This window comes from Bacillus sp. EB V-12, from assembly GCF_056158125.1.
Window position 1 is genome coordinate 62,806 of the sequence record NZ_JBUXJL010000002.1, and the last position, 14,440, is coordinate 77,245.

The 14,440-nt window shown below is 35.5% G+C and carries 13 protein-coding genes; 8 read left to right on the top strand and 5 right to left on the bottom strand.

Features of this window, described 5'->3' with window-relative positions; translation table 11 throughout:
* Positions 1-333: 333 nt before the first annotated feature.
* Positions 334-1,536: an MFS transporter gene (locus tag ACZDYH_RS06875; RefSeq protein ID WP_000503239.1), complete on the bottom strand. Its 1,203-nt coding sequence runs from the start codon at positions 1,534-1,536 to the stop codon at positions 334-336.
* A gap of 319 nt (positions 1,537-1,855) precedes the next feature.
* Here ACZDYH_RS06875 and ACZDYH_RS06880 point away from each other — a divergent pair, with 319 nt between their 5' ends.
* The 8 genes from ACZDYH_RS06880 to ACZDYH_RS06915 all read left to right on the top strand — a co-directional run bounded on the left by ACZDYH_RS06880 (position 1,856) and on the right by ACZDYH_RS06915 (position 9,454).
* Positions 1,856-2,944, top strand: a complete 1,089-nt coding sequence (locus tag ACZDYH_RS06880; protein ID WP_001253349.1) for a DUF871 domain-containing protein — start codon at positions 1,856-1,858, stop codon at positions 2,942-2,944.
* Between the two features lie 76 nt (positions 2,945-3,020).
* Positions 3,021-4,961, top strand: a complete 1,941-nt coding sequence (locus ACZDYH_RS06885; protein ID WP_061113601.1) for a BglG family transcription antiterminator — start codon at positions 3,021-3,023, stop codon at positions 4,959-4,961.
* Positions 4,962-5,071: 110 nt separating this feature from the next.
* On the top strand, positions 5,072-5,392 hold the full coding sequence (locus ACZDYH_RS06890) for a PTS lactose/cellobiose transporter subunit IIA (RefSeq protein ID WP_000774631.1): 321 nt from the start codon (positions 5,072-5,074) through the stop codon (positions 5,390-5,392).
* 1 nt (position 5,393) lies between these two features.
* Entirely contained in the window at positions 5,394-5,699 is a 306-nt protein-coding gene (locus ACZDYH_RS06895) for a PTS sugar transporter subunit IIB (protein ID WP_000275642.1), read from the top strand.
* Positions 5,700-5,782: 83 nt separating this feature from the next.
* Positions 5,783-7,093: a PTS sugar transporter subunit IIC gene (locus ACZDYH_RS06900; RefSeq protein WP_001013053.1), complete on the top strand. Its 1,311-nt coding sequence runs from the start codon at positions 5,783-5,785 to the stop codon at positions 7,091-7,093.
* Positions 7,069-7,347, top strand: coding sequence for a hypothetical protein (locus ACZDYH_RS06905; RefSeq protein WP_000900048.1), 279 nt, complete (start codon positions 7,069-7,071; stop codon positions 7,345-7,347). The genes ACZDYH_RS06900 and ACZDYH_RS06905 overlap by 25 nt, the downstream gene beginning before the upstream one ends.
* The gene (locus ACZDYH_RS06910) at positions 7,337-8,422 is read left to right on the top strand and encodes a DUF871 domain-containing protein (RefSeq protein ID WP_000440054.1); all 1,086 of its coding nucleotides are present in this window, start codon (positions 7,337-7,339) and stop codon (positions 8,420-8,422) included. Before ACZDYH_RS06905 ends, ACZDYH_RS06910 begins: the two co-directional genes overlap by 11 nt.
* A gap of 108 nt (positions 8,423-8,530) precedes the next feature.
* Positions 8,531-9,454 (top strand): HEAT repeat domain-containing protein, encoded by a 924-nt coding sequence (locus tag ACZDYH_RS06915; RefSeq protein WP_025709941.1) that lies wholly within the window; start codon positions 8,531-8,533, stop codon positions 9,452-9,454.
* A 55-nt stretch (positions 9,455-9,509) separates the two neighbouring features.
* Here ACZDYH_RS06915 and entC read toward each other — a convergent pair whose 3' ends face one another.
* From entC to ACZDYH_RS06935, 4 genes are all read right to left on the bottom strand, one after another.
* Positions 9,510-10,901, bottom strand: a complete 1,392-nt coding sequence (entC, locus tag ACZDYH_RS06920; RefSeq protein ID WP_142384871.1) for a cell wall-binding protein EntC — start codon at positions 10,899-10,901, stop codon at positions 9,510-9,512.
* Between the two features lie 456 nt (positions 10,902-11,357).
* Positions 11,358-12,512: an ABC transporter permease gene (locus ACZDYH_RS06925; RefSeq protein ID WP_001986269.1), complete on the bottom strand. Its 1,155-nt coding sequence runs from the start codon at positions 12,510-12,512 to the stop codon at positions 11,358-11,360.
* Positions 12,513-12,538: 26 nt separating this feature from the next.
* A complete protein-coding gene (locus ACZDYH_RS06930; protein ID WP_000609100.1) occupies positions 12,539-13,213 on the bottom strand; it encodes an ABC transporter ATP-binding protein in 675 nt (224 codons plus the stop codon).
* Complete coding sequence (locus ACZDYH_RS06935; RefSeq protein ID WP_000728834.1) at positions 13,210-14,313, bottom strand: efflux RND transporter periplasmic adaptor subunit; 1,104 nt, start codon at positions 14,311-14,313, stop codon at positions 13,210-13,212. Before ACZDYH_RS06935 ends, ACZDYH_RS06930 begins: the two co-directional genes overlap by 4 nt.
* Between the last annotated feature and the right edge of the window lie 127 nt (positions 14,314-14,440).

A 14,440-nucleotide genomic window follows, 5' to 3' on the forward strand; every position in this document is an offset into this window, starting at 1 on the left:
TTCATGTACGATGTAATTATTAACTGAACCTTGAGTCACTGTAAACGGTTTGCTAGTAAAATTTACACTAAATTTACAAAGGGAATAAAAGTTTACAATCCCTTAAAGAAACAACTGCATTTCATTGGTTTTTACCTTGTATAAATCTTAATCTTGTAAAGAAATCACACTTTTTAGAATAATATTGTTCAGTCGAATATCGAGGAAAGTATCTGCGAGTTCATCGTATATTTTTTGATGAAAGTTAAGAAAATATGTAGGGAAATGCATGTAGTTTATAACAGTAACTTGAGGGGAAACAATTCTTTTAACACGATAAAAAAAGCCACTGAATTATCCAGCAGCTTTTTCCGTGTTTTTATCGCCATGCTTTTGTTTTCTTATGCTTGTAATGTAAATGAAGAGAAAAGCAATAAGTAATAGAGAGGAATAACGATATACAGTTGCATAGTTTGTAAAATGAGCAATAAATCCAAATATAATCGCTCCAGCGCCGATTCCAAGGTCAAATGCGGAGAAGAATGTAGCCGTTGCTACGCCGCGTCGATGCGGTGCTACGCGGTCAATCATCCATGCTTGTAGTGCAGGTTGAATCGCTCCAAAACCACTTCCGTAACATGCTGCAGCAATAATTAAGCTCGGAATTGTCGTCGTATACGACAATAAAATAATACCTGTAAATGTTATAATAACTCCCGGAATGATGACGAATGTATGGCCTTTCGCATCATATAGCTTTCCAGAGAATGGACGAGTCACAGCGATTGCTAGTGCGTTACATAAAAAGAAGAGACTAATATCAGCTATGCCGACTTCTGTAGCAAATAGTGTGATAAAACTTCCGATTCCTCCGTACATTAATGTAATACATAATATTAATAATGAAGGAAGTAAAGCTTTACGCTCAATAAATCCATCGAGAAAAGTACTAGATGATTGTTGTGGAGGCTGTTTCGTTTTTTGGATTTGAAGTAGTTTCGTTAATATTAATGAAACAATTGTGCACGATAATGCACATAAAAAAAGAATTGTGAAGTTATATGTTTGCATAAGCCATAGTCCGATAAGTGGACCGAGGGCCATTGCAATTGTTCCAGAAAGGCCAAAATATCCCATGCCTTCTCCGCGGCGAGCTGAGGGAATTAAATCAGAAACGACAGTTCCATATGTAGTCGTTGTAATACCGAAACCAGCTCCGTGCAAAATACGAACAGCAAGCAAGAGAAAAATAGTTGAGGCGAAAAGGTAACTGCCCATAGCGAGTAAACAGATAGCAGTACCGATCATTAAAATGATTTTTTTATTGAATTTTTGCAAGGCGTTCCCAGTTAGCGGTCTAACAAAAAGTGCCGCAACGGTAAACATGCCGACAACAAATCCGATATTTGAACTTGTGCCACCAATTTCTTTCACATAAACAGGTAAGGTTGGAATTAACATTTGAAACCCTAAAAACATACATAAGTTTGCAAAAATTAAAGCAACAAACTCTTTTGTCCATAACGGTTCTCGTTTTACGAGTATTGCTTCTCCCATATATTCATCCCCTATATAAAATTTTCTCTTTTCTTTCGAGTATATGTATTGGCCAATGCAACAGTCAAGGAAGGTGTCTTGAAAACGGATAACAATTTTTAAGATGAAAAACTGACAAATTTGTGTAAAAGCTACACAACTATGAAAAAAAGATGTAAAGTATAGATGTATAGACTTGTAGGTGTTAAGAATGATAGAAATTGTTTTTTCTTTAAAGAAAGCGGATTCAAAAGAGTAGTGAACAAGAAGGGGATATATACTTTTTCACTACATATATTTGAAAAGGTTTACAATATGATGAAGGAAGAGGCGTGTACATATGAGACGATTAGGTATTTCTATTTATCCAGAACATTCAACAGTAGAGAAAGATAAGGAGTATTTAACATTAGCAAGTAAATATGGGTTTACACGTGTGTTCACATGTTTATTATCTGTGGATGGAGAAAAAGAGAAAATTATTGAAGAATTTAAAGAAACGATCTCACATGCGAATGCATTAGGGTTCCAAGTATTAGTGGATATTAGTCCATCTGTTTTTGAACAATTAGGTATTTCGTATAATGATTTATCATTCTTCCATGAATTGGGTGCGTACGGTATTCGTTTAGATGTTGGTTTTTCAGGATTAGAAGAATCAATTATGACTTATAATCCGTATGGTTTGAAAATTGAGATTAATATGAGCAATGGTACGAAGTATGTAGATAACATTATGAGTCATAGACCAAATCGTGAAAATTTAATTGGTTGTCATAATTTTTATCCGCATCGTTATTCAGGGTTATCATACGATCATTTCATTAAATGCTCGAAACAATTTAAAGATTACGGTATGAGAACGGCTGCTTTTATTTCATCATTTGATGCAACATACGGACCTTGGCCAGTAACAGAAGGGTTATGTACATTAGAGCAGCATCGTGAATTACCGATGACAACACAGGCGAAACATTTATTCGCGACGGAATTAATTGATGATGTTATTATTGCAAACGCATATGCGTCAGAAGAAGAATTACAAGCACTAGGTGCATTAAATAAAGAGAAACAAACATTTGATATAGAAATATATGATACAACGACAGAACTAGAAAGAATTATCGTATTAAACGAACCACATTTTTATCGCGGAGATGTATCTGAATATATGATTCGTTCTACACAAAGTCGTGTGAAATATAAAAAAGAAGAGTTTAAACCTCATAATACGCGTGAAATTAAGCGTGGGGATTTATTAATTGATAATGAACAATATGGTCAGTATAAAGGCGAATTACAAATTGCATTAAAAGATATGGTGAATACAGGAAAAACAAATGTAGTTGGTCGAATTGTAGAAGAAGAGATTTTCTTACTAGACTATTTACAAGCATGGGATAAATTCGGATTTACATTAAAGAAATAGAGAGAATATAAAGGGGAAAAACTACTGATTTCAGCAGCTTTTCCCCCTTTATATATAAAGAGCGAGAGGAAGAGCTATGACAAAGGTGCATCAGCGATTAATTTCTATTTTAGAAGAATTTTTAGAAGAGAAATCGATGTTAAATCGAGCTTTTTTAGCAGGCCGTTTACATGTATCAACGAAGACGATTCAAAAAGATATAAAATTATTAAATGATATATTGGAAGAAAACGGAGCGAAAATCGAATCGCAAAGAGGGACTGGGTACGAATTAGAAATTATACAAAAGAAGAAATTTGAAGACTTTTGTGTGAGTCTATTTCAAAAACAGACGGAAAAGATCCCAACTTCTTATGAAGAAAGAATAGCGTACATTCTGCAGCGTGTTTTAATGACAGAGGGATATGTGAAGCTTTCAGAATTAGCGGAAGAGATGTATGTGAGCAAATCAACGGTCAATTTAATTATGAAAGATGTTACAGATAAATGTGGTCGCTATAAATTACAAATTGAGAAGAGACCGTATTATGGTATACGTATTGTTGGAGAGGAATTTAATATTCGTTCTTGTTTATCACAATATGGTTTACCGCGTTATGACCATACTCCGTTTCATGAGCAATTTGAGCAGACGGAGACATATTTATCGCTACCGCATATATCACTCATTCGCTCAATTATATTAAAGTATATTGAAGGCGGAACAATATATTTATCTGATATAGAAATTGATAATTTAGTCATTCATATTGCAATCGCATTAAAGCGTTGTCAAAGTCAACATTATATGAAAGGACTGCATGCGGAGCAATCAGAACTTATAATAAAGAAAGAATATACAATTGCGAAGCAGATTTTAGGAGATTTAGAGAAAGAGTTAAAATTTTTATTTCCAGAAGAAGAAGTATTATATGTGACGATGCATTTATTAAGTACTGCTGTTACAACGAGAGATCGCTATGAAAATGTAGAAGAGCTATTAGGAAAAGATATATATGCATTTATGCAACATATTCTTTTTAAAGTAGCGGAAGAACGGAATCTTATTTTTTATTATGATGAAGAATTATTATTTGGATTTGGTATTCATTTAAAAACGTTATTAAATCGTTTGAAGTATAAGTTAAATACGAGAAATCCTCTTTTGGCAGAAGTGAAAAAGAATTATCCGTATGCTTTTGAAATTGCGGTTCTCGTTGGAGATATCATTGGTGAATATACGGGTGAATCGATCCCTGAAAGTGAAATTGGTTATATAGCAATTCACTTCGGCGGAGCGATGAGCCGTTTGCAGGAGCAGAATCAAAAGAAAAGATGCTTATTAGTTTGTGCGACTGGTCAAGGAAGTGCACAACTATTAAAATATAAAATTTTATCACAGTTCCGAGATAAATTAGAGATTGTAGGTATTACAGGCTATTATCAATTCAAAGTAGAAGATCTTTATAAAGAAAAAATAGATTGTATTATTAGTACGATTCATATACCGAGTGGCTTGCCTGTTCCAGTTATAAAAGTGAATTCAATATTTGATGATAAAGAGATTAAATCGATTGGTCAGCGGTTGTTTACGCATGTGAATACTAGTGTGCAGCCTTATATTAAGGAAGATTTAATCTTTTTAAATTATAGTGCTTCTACGAAAGAGGATGTTATTCAGTTTTTATGTGAGAAAGCTGCTGAGAAACGCTATGTACCAGAAAACTTTTATGCTTCTGTTATGGAAAGAGAAAATACGTCTCCGACAGCGGTTGGGAATTCAGTTGCAATACCGCATCCGATGCAGTTATTAAGTGAGGAAACTTTTTTGATGTTTTGCACACTTGAAAAGGCTGTTGATTGGGGAGATAAAAAAGTACAAGTAATTATTTTATTTAGTGTAAAGCGCAATAATAATGAAGATTTGCAAAGGCTATATGATTTTTTATATGATATTATGTCTAGTCAAACTACGATAGAGAAACTTACTCAGACCGAGGTAATTGAAGATTTTCAAGAGATTTTATTATCATTTTGAAAAAGTATATAAAAACTTCCGTTACATAACGGAAGTTTTTTATGTTTAATTGTATGCGTTTTCATAATAAGATGGAAATATAGAAAACATATAGCTTGGGGGAATTTAAAATGGCTGATATGCAAACTCCATTTGCGTTAATTTTACATGGTGGCAATGCGAGAAGTGCGGCGCTTGAAGCAATTGCTTTTGCAAGACAAGGAGATTTCGGGAATGCCGGTGAAAAGATGAAACTTGCTAGTGAGGAAATTTCAGCAGCGCATCGTATTCAAACGGATTTAATTCAAGAAGAGGCAAGAGGAAATCATGCAGAAATTAGTTTACTGTTGGTGCACGCACAAGATCATTTAATGAATGCAATTACAGTGAAAGAACTGGCTGAAGAATTTATTGCTCTTCATAAACGAGTAGAAGAGAAAGTGACCGTATAAGATGTACATTTTATTATGTTGTGCAGCAGGTATGTCAACGAGTATGGTCGTAAGAAAAATGCAAGAAGAGGCAAAGAAACAGGGGAAGAATTATAAAATTAAGGCAGTTGATTCAGAACTAGTGAAGCTTGAAATTAAGGAAGCCGATGTCGTTTTAATTGGACCACAGGTGAAATATTTATTCCCAGCTGTAGAGTTTCTTGCAAATTCATACAATATACCAGTTGCGATTATAGACCAACGAGATTATGGCATGTGTGATGGTTTGAAGGTGCTTAAGCAAGCAGAACAATTAGTTTTAGCATAATTATATCTTTTTAAATATAAACATTATAATGTTATAAAGTTTATTTCATTCTTTTATAGTAGAGAGAAAGAGGAGGGCTATTGATGAATGGGTTTATGAGTTTTATGGAACAAAAGATTATGCCAACAACGCAAAAGATTGCAGGACAACGACATTTATTAGCAATTCGAAACGGGGTTATTTCTACATTGCCGTTAACGATCGTCGGATCATTTTTCGTTATCTTTTTAAATTTACCAATTGATGCATATATGGAATGGATTGCACCGTTTCGCCATATTTTAGATATTCCATTCCGATTTACAGTAGGGCTAATGGCATTATACGCAGCGTTTGGTGTAGGGGCTTCGCTCGCGAACTTTTATCAGCTCAATCAGTTAAGTGCAGGGTTATTATCTGTACTCGCCTTTTTACTAGCATCAGTTGAACCAATTCAAATTACGAAAGCTGTACCAGGTGTTATTGATGCAGGTAGATATATTTCAGTAGGAACATTAAGTGCAACGTCTTTATTTGGCGCAATTGTTACAGCATTAATTGCAGTAGAAATTTATCATTTTATGATTAAGCATAATATCTCGATTAAATTACCAGATAGTGTACCACCCGCAGTTTCAAATTCGTTTGCAGCATTAATTCCAACATTAGCAGTTATTCTTTTATTCTGGGGCATTCGCTACGGTTTGAAATTCGATGTAAATACAACAATTACATATTTAATCGCACCATTAAAATCAGTATTAGTAGGAAATAATTTATTCGGTGGTTTATTAACAGTATTCTTAATCGTGTTTTTCTGGTCATTCGGTATACATGGACCAGCGATTTTAGGACCAATTATTCGTCCGATGTGGGATTCAGCAATTCTTGAAAATATGGAAGTATTCACTGCTACAGGAAATGCACATCAGTTACCAAACTTATTTACAGAGCAATTCATTCAATGGTTCGTATGGATTGGCGGATCAGGTTCAACGTTAGCTTTAGTAATTATGTTTATGTTCTCTAAATCTAAGTTCCTAAAAGAGTTAGGTAGATTATCATTCGTACCAGGTTTATTCAATATTAACGAACCAATTATTTTTGGGGCACCGATTGTAATGAACCCAATCTTAATTATTCCGTTCGTTATTACACCGTTAGTGACAACGACAGTATCATATTTCGCAGTTGTTTCAGGTATGATTCCACTTATGATGGCGAAACTGCCATTTACGATGTTAGCACCAATTGCAGCGGTAATTAGTACGGACTGGACAATTATGGCTGGTGTACTTGTACTTGTTAACTTTGTTATCTCATTCGTTATTTACTATCCATTCTTCAAAATGTATGAGAAACAACAATTAGCAGGAGAGGAGAAAACAGAATGCTCGGAGCAATTATCATCTTAATTACATTCGTGGTCGGACAGTGTATTGCCCATTATTCGAAATGGGTACAAAGTAAATCTTTATTAGTGTTACTACTAGTATCAGTTTTATTTATCGGTTGTTCAATGGGTGCATATGTAATGTTAGGATTGCAATCACCGTACGTAATTATTGTACCGACAATTTTATGTGCAACGTGTTTATCTGCAAAATATAGATTTACGAGCATGGCATTAATACAACGTGTGAAGGAGATGCAAAAGCATGGAGCGTAAATTAGGAATTTCACTTTATCCAGAACATTCAACGAAAGAAAAAGATATGGCTTATATTTCCGCAGCGGCACGACACGGTTTCTCAAGAATATTTACTTGTTTGTTATCTGTGAATCGTCCGAAAGAAGAAATTGTAGCTGAATTTAAAGAGATTATTAATCACGCAAAAGATAACAATATGGAAGTTATTTTAGATGTAGCTCCGGCTGTGTTTGATCAGCTTGGTATTAGTTATAGCGATTTATCATTCTTCGCGGAGTTAGGCGCAGACGGTATTCGTTTAGATGTAGGCTTCGACGGGTTAACTGAAGCGAAAATGACGAATAATCCGTACGGTTTAAAAATTGAGTTAAATGTAAGTAACGATATTGCGTACTTAGAAAATATTCTTTCGCATCAAGCGAATAAATCAGCTTTAATTGGTTGCCATAATTTTTATCCGCAAAAATTCACTGGTCTTCCATACGATTATTTCATTCGCTGTAGTGAACGCTTTAAAAAGCATGGTATTCGCAGTGCAGCCTTTATTACATCACATGTCGCAAACATCGGTCCATGGGATATTAACGATGGATTATGTACATTAGAAGAGCATCGTAATTTACCAATTGAAGTACAAGCGAAGCATTTATGGGCAACAGGGTTAATTGATGATGTCATTATCGGAAATGCTTATGCGAGTGAGGAAGAGTTAGAGAAACTAGGAAACTTAAATCGCTACATGTTACAGCTAAAAGTGCACTTTGTAGACGAAGCGACTGAAGTAGAGAAGAGAGCTACGCTGCAAGAATTACACGTAAGGCGCGGCGACATAACAGAGTATATGGTACGTTCTACAGAAGTGCGTAAAAAATATAAAGACTATGACTTCCCAGTGCGTGAAAGCGTGCTACAGGAAAGAGGGCAAGTTGTAATTGGTAATAACTCATTCGGAAAGTATAAAGGTGAACTGCAAATCATCTTGAAAGAAATGCCGATAGATGAACGGAAAAATATCGTCGGTACAATTGCGGAAGAAGAGTTATTCTTACTAGATTATGTAGGAGCTTGGACGCAGTTTACTTGTGTGGAATAGGGAAGAGAAGGAGAGGATGCTGTGGCATCCTCTTTTTTCTGTTGAAATAGTAATCTATTGTATATAGAATGCAAAGAGATAGACTTAATTTGGACGGGAGAGAAGGAGATGGGAGAGTATATAGATGATTTATTAAGGCGGATGGCTGATGAAGAAACAGAGATTTGGCATCGTGCGTATGATGAAGCAAAAGCGTTAAATGACTTATTAACTTTTCCTTATTTACAGCAGAAGGTAACCAAAGCAAAAAAAATAGCTATGAAGAAAGATATATATTATGTAATGACGAAACTCGCTATCAATACGAAGAAAATCTATATTGCTGATTATCTTATAGATCGTTTGGAATGTGAACAAAGCCCGACTTTGTTAAGTGAACTGCTTAGTAATATTTATACATTGCCAGAAGTAAGTAGTACAAATAAAATCATTCCGTATATTTATCATAAAAACGATAGTGTTCGTTATTGGGCAGTTTCTTCCTTAAAGTTATATAAATCGTTAGAAGCGGAAAGTGCGTTGCTAAAGTTGCTGGATACTGAAGAAAATAAAGATGAGATTACACATATTTGTTATACATTGTTTGAGATTGGAACGAAGCAATCGATTCTGCCGTTAACAAAGCTTTTATATAGTAATAGTGCCTATGTGCGTTCAACTGTTATTGAGGTGTTAGCAAAAATAGGGGGATCGGACTTACAAATAGTTTATATTGAAGCTTTACATGATAGAAATGTTATGGTGAAATATGAAGCTGTTCGAGCTATTTATACGTATGGCGACGAAATGGCAATGAGAGCAATTTGCGAACGTGTGAATAAAATTGTTGCTAGAAGACGTAAAAATGAAGTAGAGCCTACGGATGAAGCAGAGATTATCATTGCTCTTCGTTTCTTACATAAGTTTGCTAATCATGAAGAAGTTTTAAAGATATTTGATAAAGTATATAAAAAACGAGGGAACTTATTTATATCAGAGAGGGAATGGCTTCGAGACAATATTGCTTACTTTCAAGAGAAAGAAAGAATGTAATAATTATAGAAAAGGAGTCAGTCTCAACGATAAGACTGACTCCTTTTTTTACTAACTAGTTTAATACTTTAACTGTAACTGTTTTACGTCCCCAGCTACTTGATGAACCTTTATCTGGCATTAAAACGTCGATTTTATTACCTTTAATAGCTCCACCAGTATCACCAGCGATTGCTACTCCGTAACCTTCAACCCATACTTTTGAACCTAATGGAATGACACTTGGATCAACTGCAATTAGTTTCATGTTTGGATTAGCTGTTAAGTTGTGGCCTAAAGCTGATTTTACTTGGTCGCCTGCTTTATAACCATTTTCAAGTGGATCTGCTGTGTAAGCTGTTGCTACAACACGTAACTCACGAGAAGATGATGGTGCACTTGTTTCAGTTTCTTTTGCAACAGGTTGTTGTGTAGCTGGTTTTTGAGCTTTAGCCGCTTCTTGAGCCTTAGCCGCTTCACGAGCTTCAGCTGCTTCTTGAGCCTTAGCTGCTTCACGAGCTTCAGCTGCCTCTTGAGCTTTAGCCGCTTCACGAGCTTTAGCTGCTTCTTGAGCCTTAGCCGCTGCTTGAGCTTCAGCATCTGCTTGAGCTTTAGCCGCTTCACGAGCTTTAGCAGCCTCTTGAGCTTTAACTTCTGCTTGAGCTTCAGCATCTGCCTGAGCTTTAGCCGCTTCTTGAGCCTTAGCCGCTTCACGAGCTTTAGCCGCTTCTTGAGCTTTAACTTCTGCTTGGGCTTCAGCTGCTTCGCGAGCTTTAGTTGCTTCCACTGCTTTAGCTTTTGCTTGAGTTTCAGCTACTTCCTGAGCTTTAGCCGCTTCACGAACTTTAGCTGTATCTTGAACTGTAGTCGTTTTTTCAACTTTAGCTACTGGTTGAACTTTAACTGGTGCTTTACCTGTTAAGTAAGGAACATGAACATAAGCTGTTTTTCCGTTATATTCAAATTGAATCCAATCATTTTGTACTTGGTGTGTTGTTTCAATTACATCATCTTTTTTCAACTTACCAAGAATCTCTGAGTCTGTGTTTGCCCCAGCACGTACGTTTAATACGTTTGCTGTTACGTAGTAAGTGTCTTTTGTATAGTCAGCGCTTATGAAAGCTTCTTTACCGCCATTCAATTGAACTTTTGACCAACCATTTTCTGTATGTAAAACATTTACTTTATATCCATCTAATAATTTTCCTACAACTTTTGATTCAGTAGTTGGGTTTTCTCGTACGTTTAGTACGTCAGTCGTTACGATTGTTTCTGCTTTAGCAGATGTTGTGAAAATCCCAAGACCAAAAACCGCTGCTGTTGCTATACCCATAAATTTTTTCATAATAGCCTCCATTGCATTTGTTTTCGTTGACCTCATTATAGCAACCATTATTTTCTTATTTGAGAAAAACATAAAATTACAAAGCTTTCGTAATGGGGCATTAATATTCTGTAACAATTCCATAAATTTCCTGATAGCGCTTCCTTGTTGTTTTTTGGCGTATTAGGGCATATGAAACACAAAATGAGTAGTATTTCAATTACTGTAACGTTAATAATGTTACAGTAATATTTCTTGATGATATCTATAGTGTTACAAAATAGCTTATTTTACTGTTTGAATGGAAATTTAGTTATGAAACGATAATCTTTTTAGGCGTGAAAATATATAAATGAGGTGAAATTTAATAAAATATCGATATAATTGTTACAAAATCAGTCGAAGTATGGAAAAAATTACGCCTTGATTTTCGTCTGTTACATAGTATTTTTGCAATAATAGAATTAGATAATAGCCTTAGTATCTATAAATAATGAAAAGTATTTGAATGATAGTTGTAACGTGAAACATATATAATAGAAGAAACTCAATTTAGTAGATAAATAAAAAACGCAGGAGTGTAAACTCCTACGTTTTTGTTTATTCATATCGTAAACATTCAATTGGATCCAGTTTGGCAGCTTTGTTAGCTGGCAGTAAACCGAATATAATACCGATTAACATTGAGATACCTACTGCAAGAAGTCCAAGTTCTTTTGAGACAACGAGTGGCCATCCAGCAAAGATTGAGACGATCCAAGCGAAGAAAATACCGAGCATGAATCCGATGAAACCACCAAGTCCTGTTAATATACAAGATTCGATTAAGAATTGTGTTAATACTTTACCACGTGTTGCACCAAGTGCTTTACGAATACCAATCTCACGTGTACGTTCTGTTACAGATACGAGCATGATGTTCATTACACCGATACCACCAACAAGTAAGGAGATAGCGGCAATACCACCGAATACCATTTTCATCATACCGATTGATTCGTCTAGTTGTTTCGTAAATTCACCTAAATCTTGTGCTTCGAATTTGTGCTCAAATTTAGGAGCTTTCATTTCGTTTAAAACAGAAACAGCTTGTTTTTCTACACTTTTACGTTCTGTCGGAGAGGTCATTGTTAATCTTACAGAGTCATACTCATTTACTCCTGAAATGACAGGCGCATTTTCAAGTGATGTATAACCTTCAGGCATAGGCATTCCAAAGTCATTTTTCGTTTCGTATACACCAACTATTTTATACGGCTTTCCTTTTATATCTGTGTATTGATTTGATTCCCAACCACTACTAAATAATTTGTTGAAAGCTTCTTCATTTAATATAACAGCAGGGATTGCTTGATTTAGTTCACTGTCATTTAATTCACGACCGTGAACTAATTTTATTTTCGAATCTGTCATAAAGGCGCCTGTTCCACCTTTTAAATCAAGATTTACATCTTTTGAACCAGCAGATGCTTTTACTTTCATACTTACGTCTGGATACACATCTTTAACGCCTGGTACAGTTTGCAGACGGTTTAGCATATCAGGTGTGATTTTGGCACTATCTGTTCCGTAATCAGGATTGTTGTAGTAAATCGTTACTTCGTTATCTTTTCCTTGGCCTAATTCTTTTTTAAACTTTGCGTTTGTACCATCACCCATTGAAATGATAGTAATAATAGCACTAATACCGATAATAATACCTAACATCGTTAAGATAGAACGCATTTTATGAGCAAAGATAGAGGAAAGGGCCATGCGTATATTTTCACTCGTATTCAAAATTAACCTCTCCAATCTTGGACGATATTTCCGTCACGAATTACAATTTGACGTGCTGCAGCTTCCCCGATTTCACGGTCATGGGTAATCATAATGATTGTTGAGCCTTGTTTATTTAATTCGTAAAAGAGGTCCATAATTTGTGTGCTTGTTTTCGTATCAAGTGCTCCCGTCGGTTCATCGGCTAAAATGAATTTTGGGTTATTTACGATTGCACGTGCAACGGCGACACGCTGCTTTTGTCCACCTGATAATTCGTTTGGTAAGTGAGTAGCGCGATCAGCTAAACCGACTTTTGTTAAAGCAGCTAATGAGCGCTCGCGTCTTTCTTTTTTATCGACTCCAGCGTAAATAAGAGGTAGTTCTACATTTTGAAGCGCTGTAAGTCTCGGTAATAACATGAAGTTTTGGAATACGAATCCAATCTCTTTATTACGTACGTGTGCAAGTTCTGTTTCAGACATGTTTGAAATATTTTGACCGGCTAGTTCGTACGTACCTGTCGTCGGTTTATCTAAGCAACCGATAATGTTCATTAATGTTGATTTACCAGAACCAGAAGGTCCCATAATTGAAGTGAATTCTCCTTGGTTCAATGTTACGTCAATTCCGTGTAATATTTGAACGGACTCTGCACCATTTTGGAAGGATTTCGTGATGCCTTTTAAGTTAATCACTGGGCGACAACCTCCATACCATCTTTTAAGTCTTTTTCAGGTTTAGAGATAATTTCCTCTCCTTTTTTCACTCCAGAAACTTTTGCTTCGCTATCAGTCTCGAATTCAACAGTAACTGCTTGTTCTTTCGCCTTACCGTCTTTTACAACGAAGACAACATTTTTGTCACCTTTTTTCACGATACTGCTTTTCGGAACAATTGTACCAGTTGCTTCGCCAGATTTACTTGTTACGTAAACGTGGAAGCCGTTTTGTAATTCGTCACTATTATCTAATGTGACAGTGAATTGATAGTTAGAAACAGTTTTATTTTCATCCATGCTCTTTAATGGTGTAGAACCGATTTCTGTTACTTTTCCTGTCCAAGTCTTACCAGCGACAGTTTTTGATGAAACAGTTACTTCTTGCCCAACTTTCATACTAGCAAGCTCATATTCAGAAAGTTGACCTTTTACCTTAAATTGACCAGCGTGACGAAGAGTAACGCCGCTCATACCTGTTTTTTCGTCAGCAGTTTTCACGATATCATCAATTACGCCATCAGCAGGACTTGTTACAGAAAGATTGTTTACTTTCTCTTTTGCTGTTTTAATCATTTCATCAAATTTTTCAACATCAAACTTTTTCATTTCAAGTTGTGATTCTAATTGCCCAACTTCAGCTTCTGATGCTTTTAATGCTTCAGCGGGAAGGCCTGCATTTTTATCTTTTTGTAACTTTTGTTTCGCTGCATCAAGTTGTTTTTGGAACAACGTTACTTCTTTTTGTGCGATTTTCTTTTGCATTTCTGCTTCTGTTACACCTTGTTTAGCAGTCGGGTCATTGTATTTAAATAGAAGCTGACCTTTTTTCACTTCATCGCCTTTTTTTACAGCTAATTCATATGTTCCTTTTGTTGGATCGAATGAAATAGTTTCAATTCCGTTTGGAATAACTTCGCCACCAAATTTTTGCGCGTTTTGGATTTGTTTTTCAGTTACTTTATATCCGCTATATGCCATTGCTACTTCTGAACCGCCTCCAGCAAATGCAAAGTATGATCCAGCTGCAATTCCGATTGCTACTACACTAGTAATTAACACTTTATTTTTCTTTTTCATCTATTTATCACCTTTTCGTTCGTTTTAGTATCTACATTAAGTATAGAAGAGGTGAAGAATCTGACAAATCGTTTTAGCTTACAATAACCTTACAGTTTTGTAAGGTATGAATATGTAAATGTAAGGT

Bases quoted from the DNA above. Each gene is read 5' to 3' on its own strand.
- ACZDYH_RS06895 (WP_000275642.1), top strand. From the start codon at position 5,394: ATGTACATTTTATTATGTTGTGCAGCAGGTATGTCAACGAGTATGGTC.
- ACZDYH_RS06875 (WP_000503239.1), bottom strand. From the start codon at position 1,536: ATGGGAGAAGCAATACTCGTAAAACGAGAACCGTTATGGACAAAAGAG.
- ACZDYH_RS06910 (WP_000440054.1), top strand. From the start codon at position 7,337: ATGGAGCGTAAATTAGGAATTTCACTTTATCCAGAACATTCAACGAAA.
- ACZDYH_RS06915 (WP_025709941.1), top strand. From the start codon at position 8,531: ATGGGAGAGTATATAGATGATTTATTAAGGCGGATGGCTGATGAAGAA.
- ACZDYH_RS06880 (WP_001253349.1), top strand. From the start codon at position 1,856: ATGAGACGATTAGGTATTTCTATTTATCCAGAACATTCAACAGTAGAG.
- entC (WP_142384871.1), bottom strand. From the start codon at position 10,901: ATGGAATTGTTACAGAATATTAATGCCCCATTACGAAAGCTTTGTAAT.
- ACZDYH_RS06905 (WP_000900048.1), top strand. From the start codon at position 7,069: ATGCTCGGAGCAATTATCATCTTAATTACATTCGTGGTCGGACAGTGT.
- ACZDYH_RS06935 (WP_000728834.1), bottom strand. From the start codon at position 14,313: ATGAAAAAGAAAAATAAAGTGTTAATTACTAGTGTAGTAGCAATCGGA.
- ACZDYH_RS06885 (WP_061113601.1), top strand. From the start codon at position 3,021: ATGACAAAGGTGCATCAGCGATTAATTTCTATTTTAGAAGAATTTTTA.
- ACZDYH_RS06890 (WP_000774631.1), top strand. From the start codon at position 5,072: ATGGCTGATATGCAAACTCCATTTGCGTTAATTTTACATGGTGGCAAT.
- ACZDYH_RS06900 (WP_001013053.1), top strand. From the start codon at position 5,783: ATGAATGGGTTTATGAGTTTTATGGAACAAAAGATTATGCCAACAACG.
- ACZDYH_RS06925 (WP_001986269.1), bottom strand. From the start codon at position 12,512: ATGGCCCTTTCCTCTATCTTTGCTCATAAAATGCGTTCTATCTTAACG.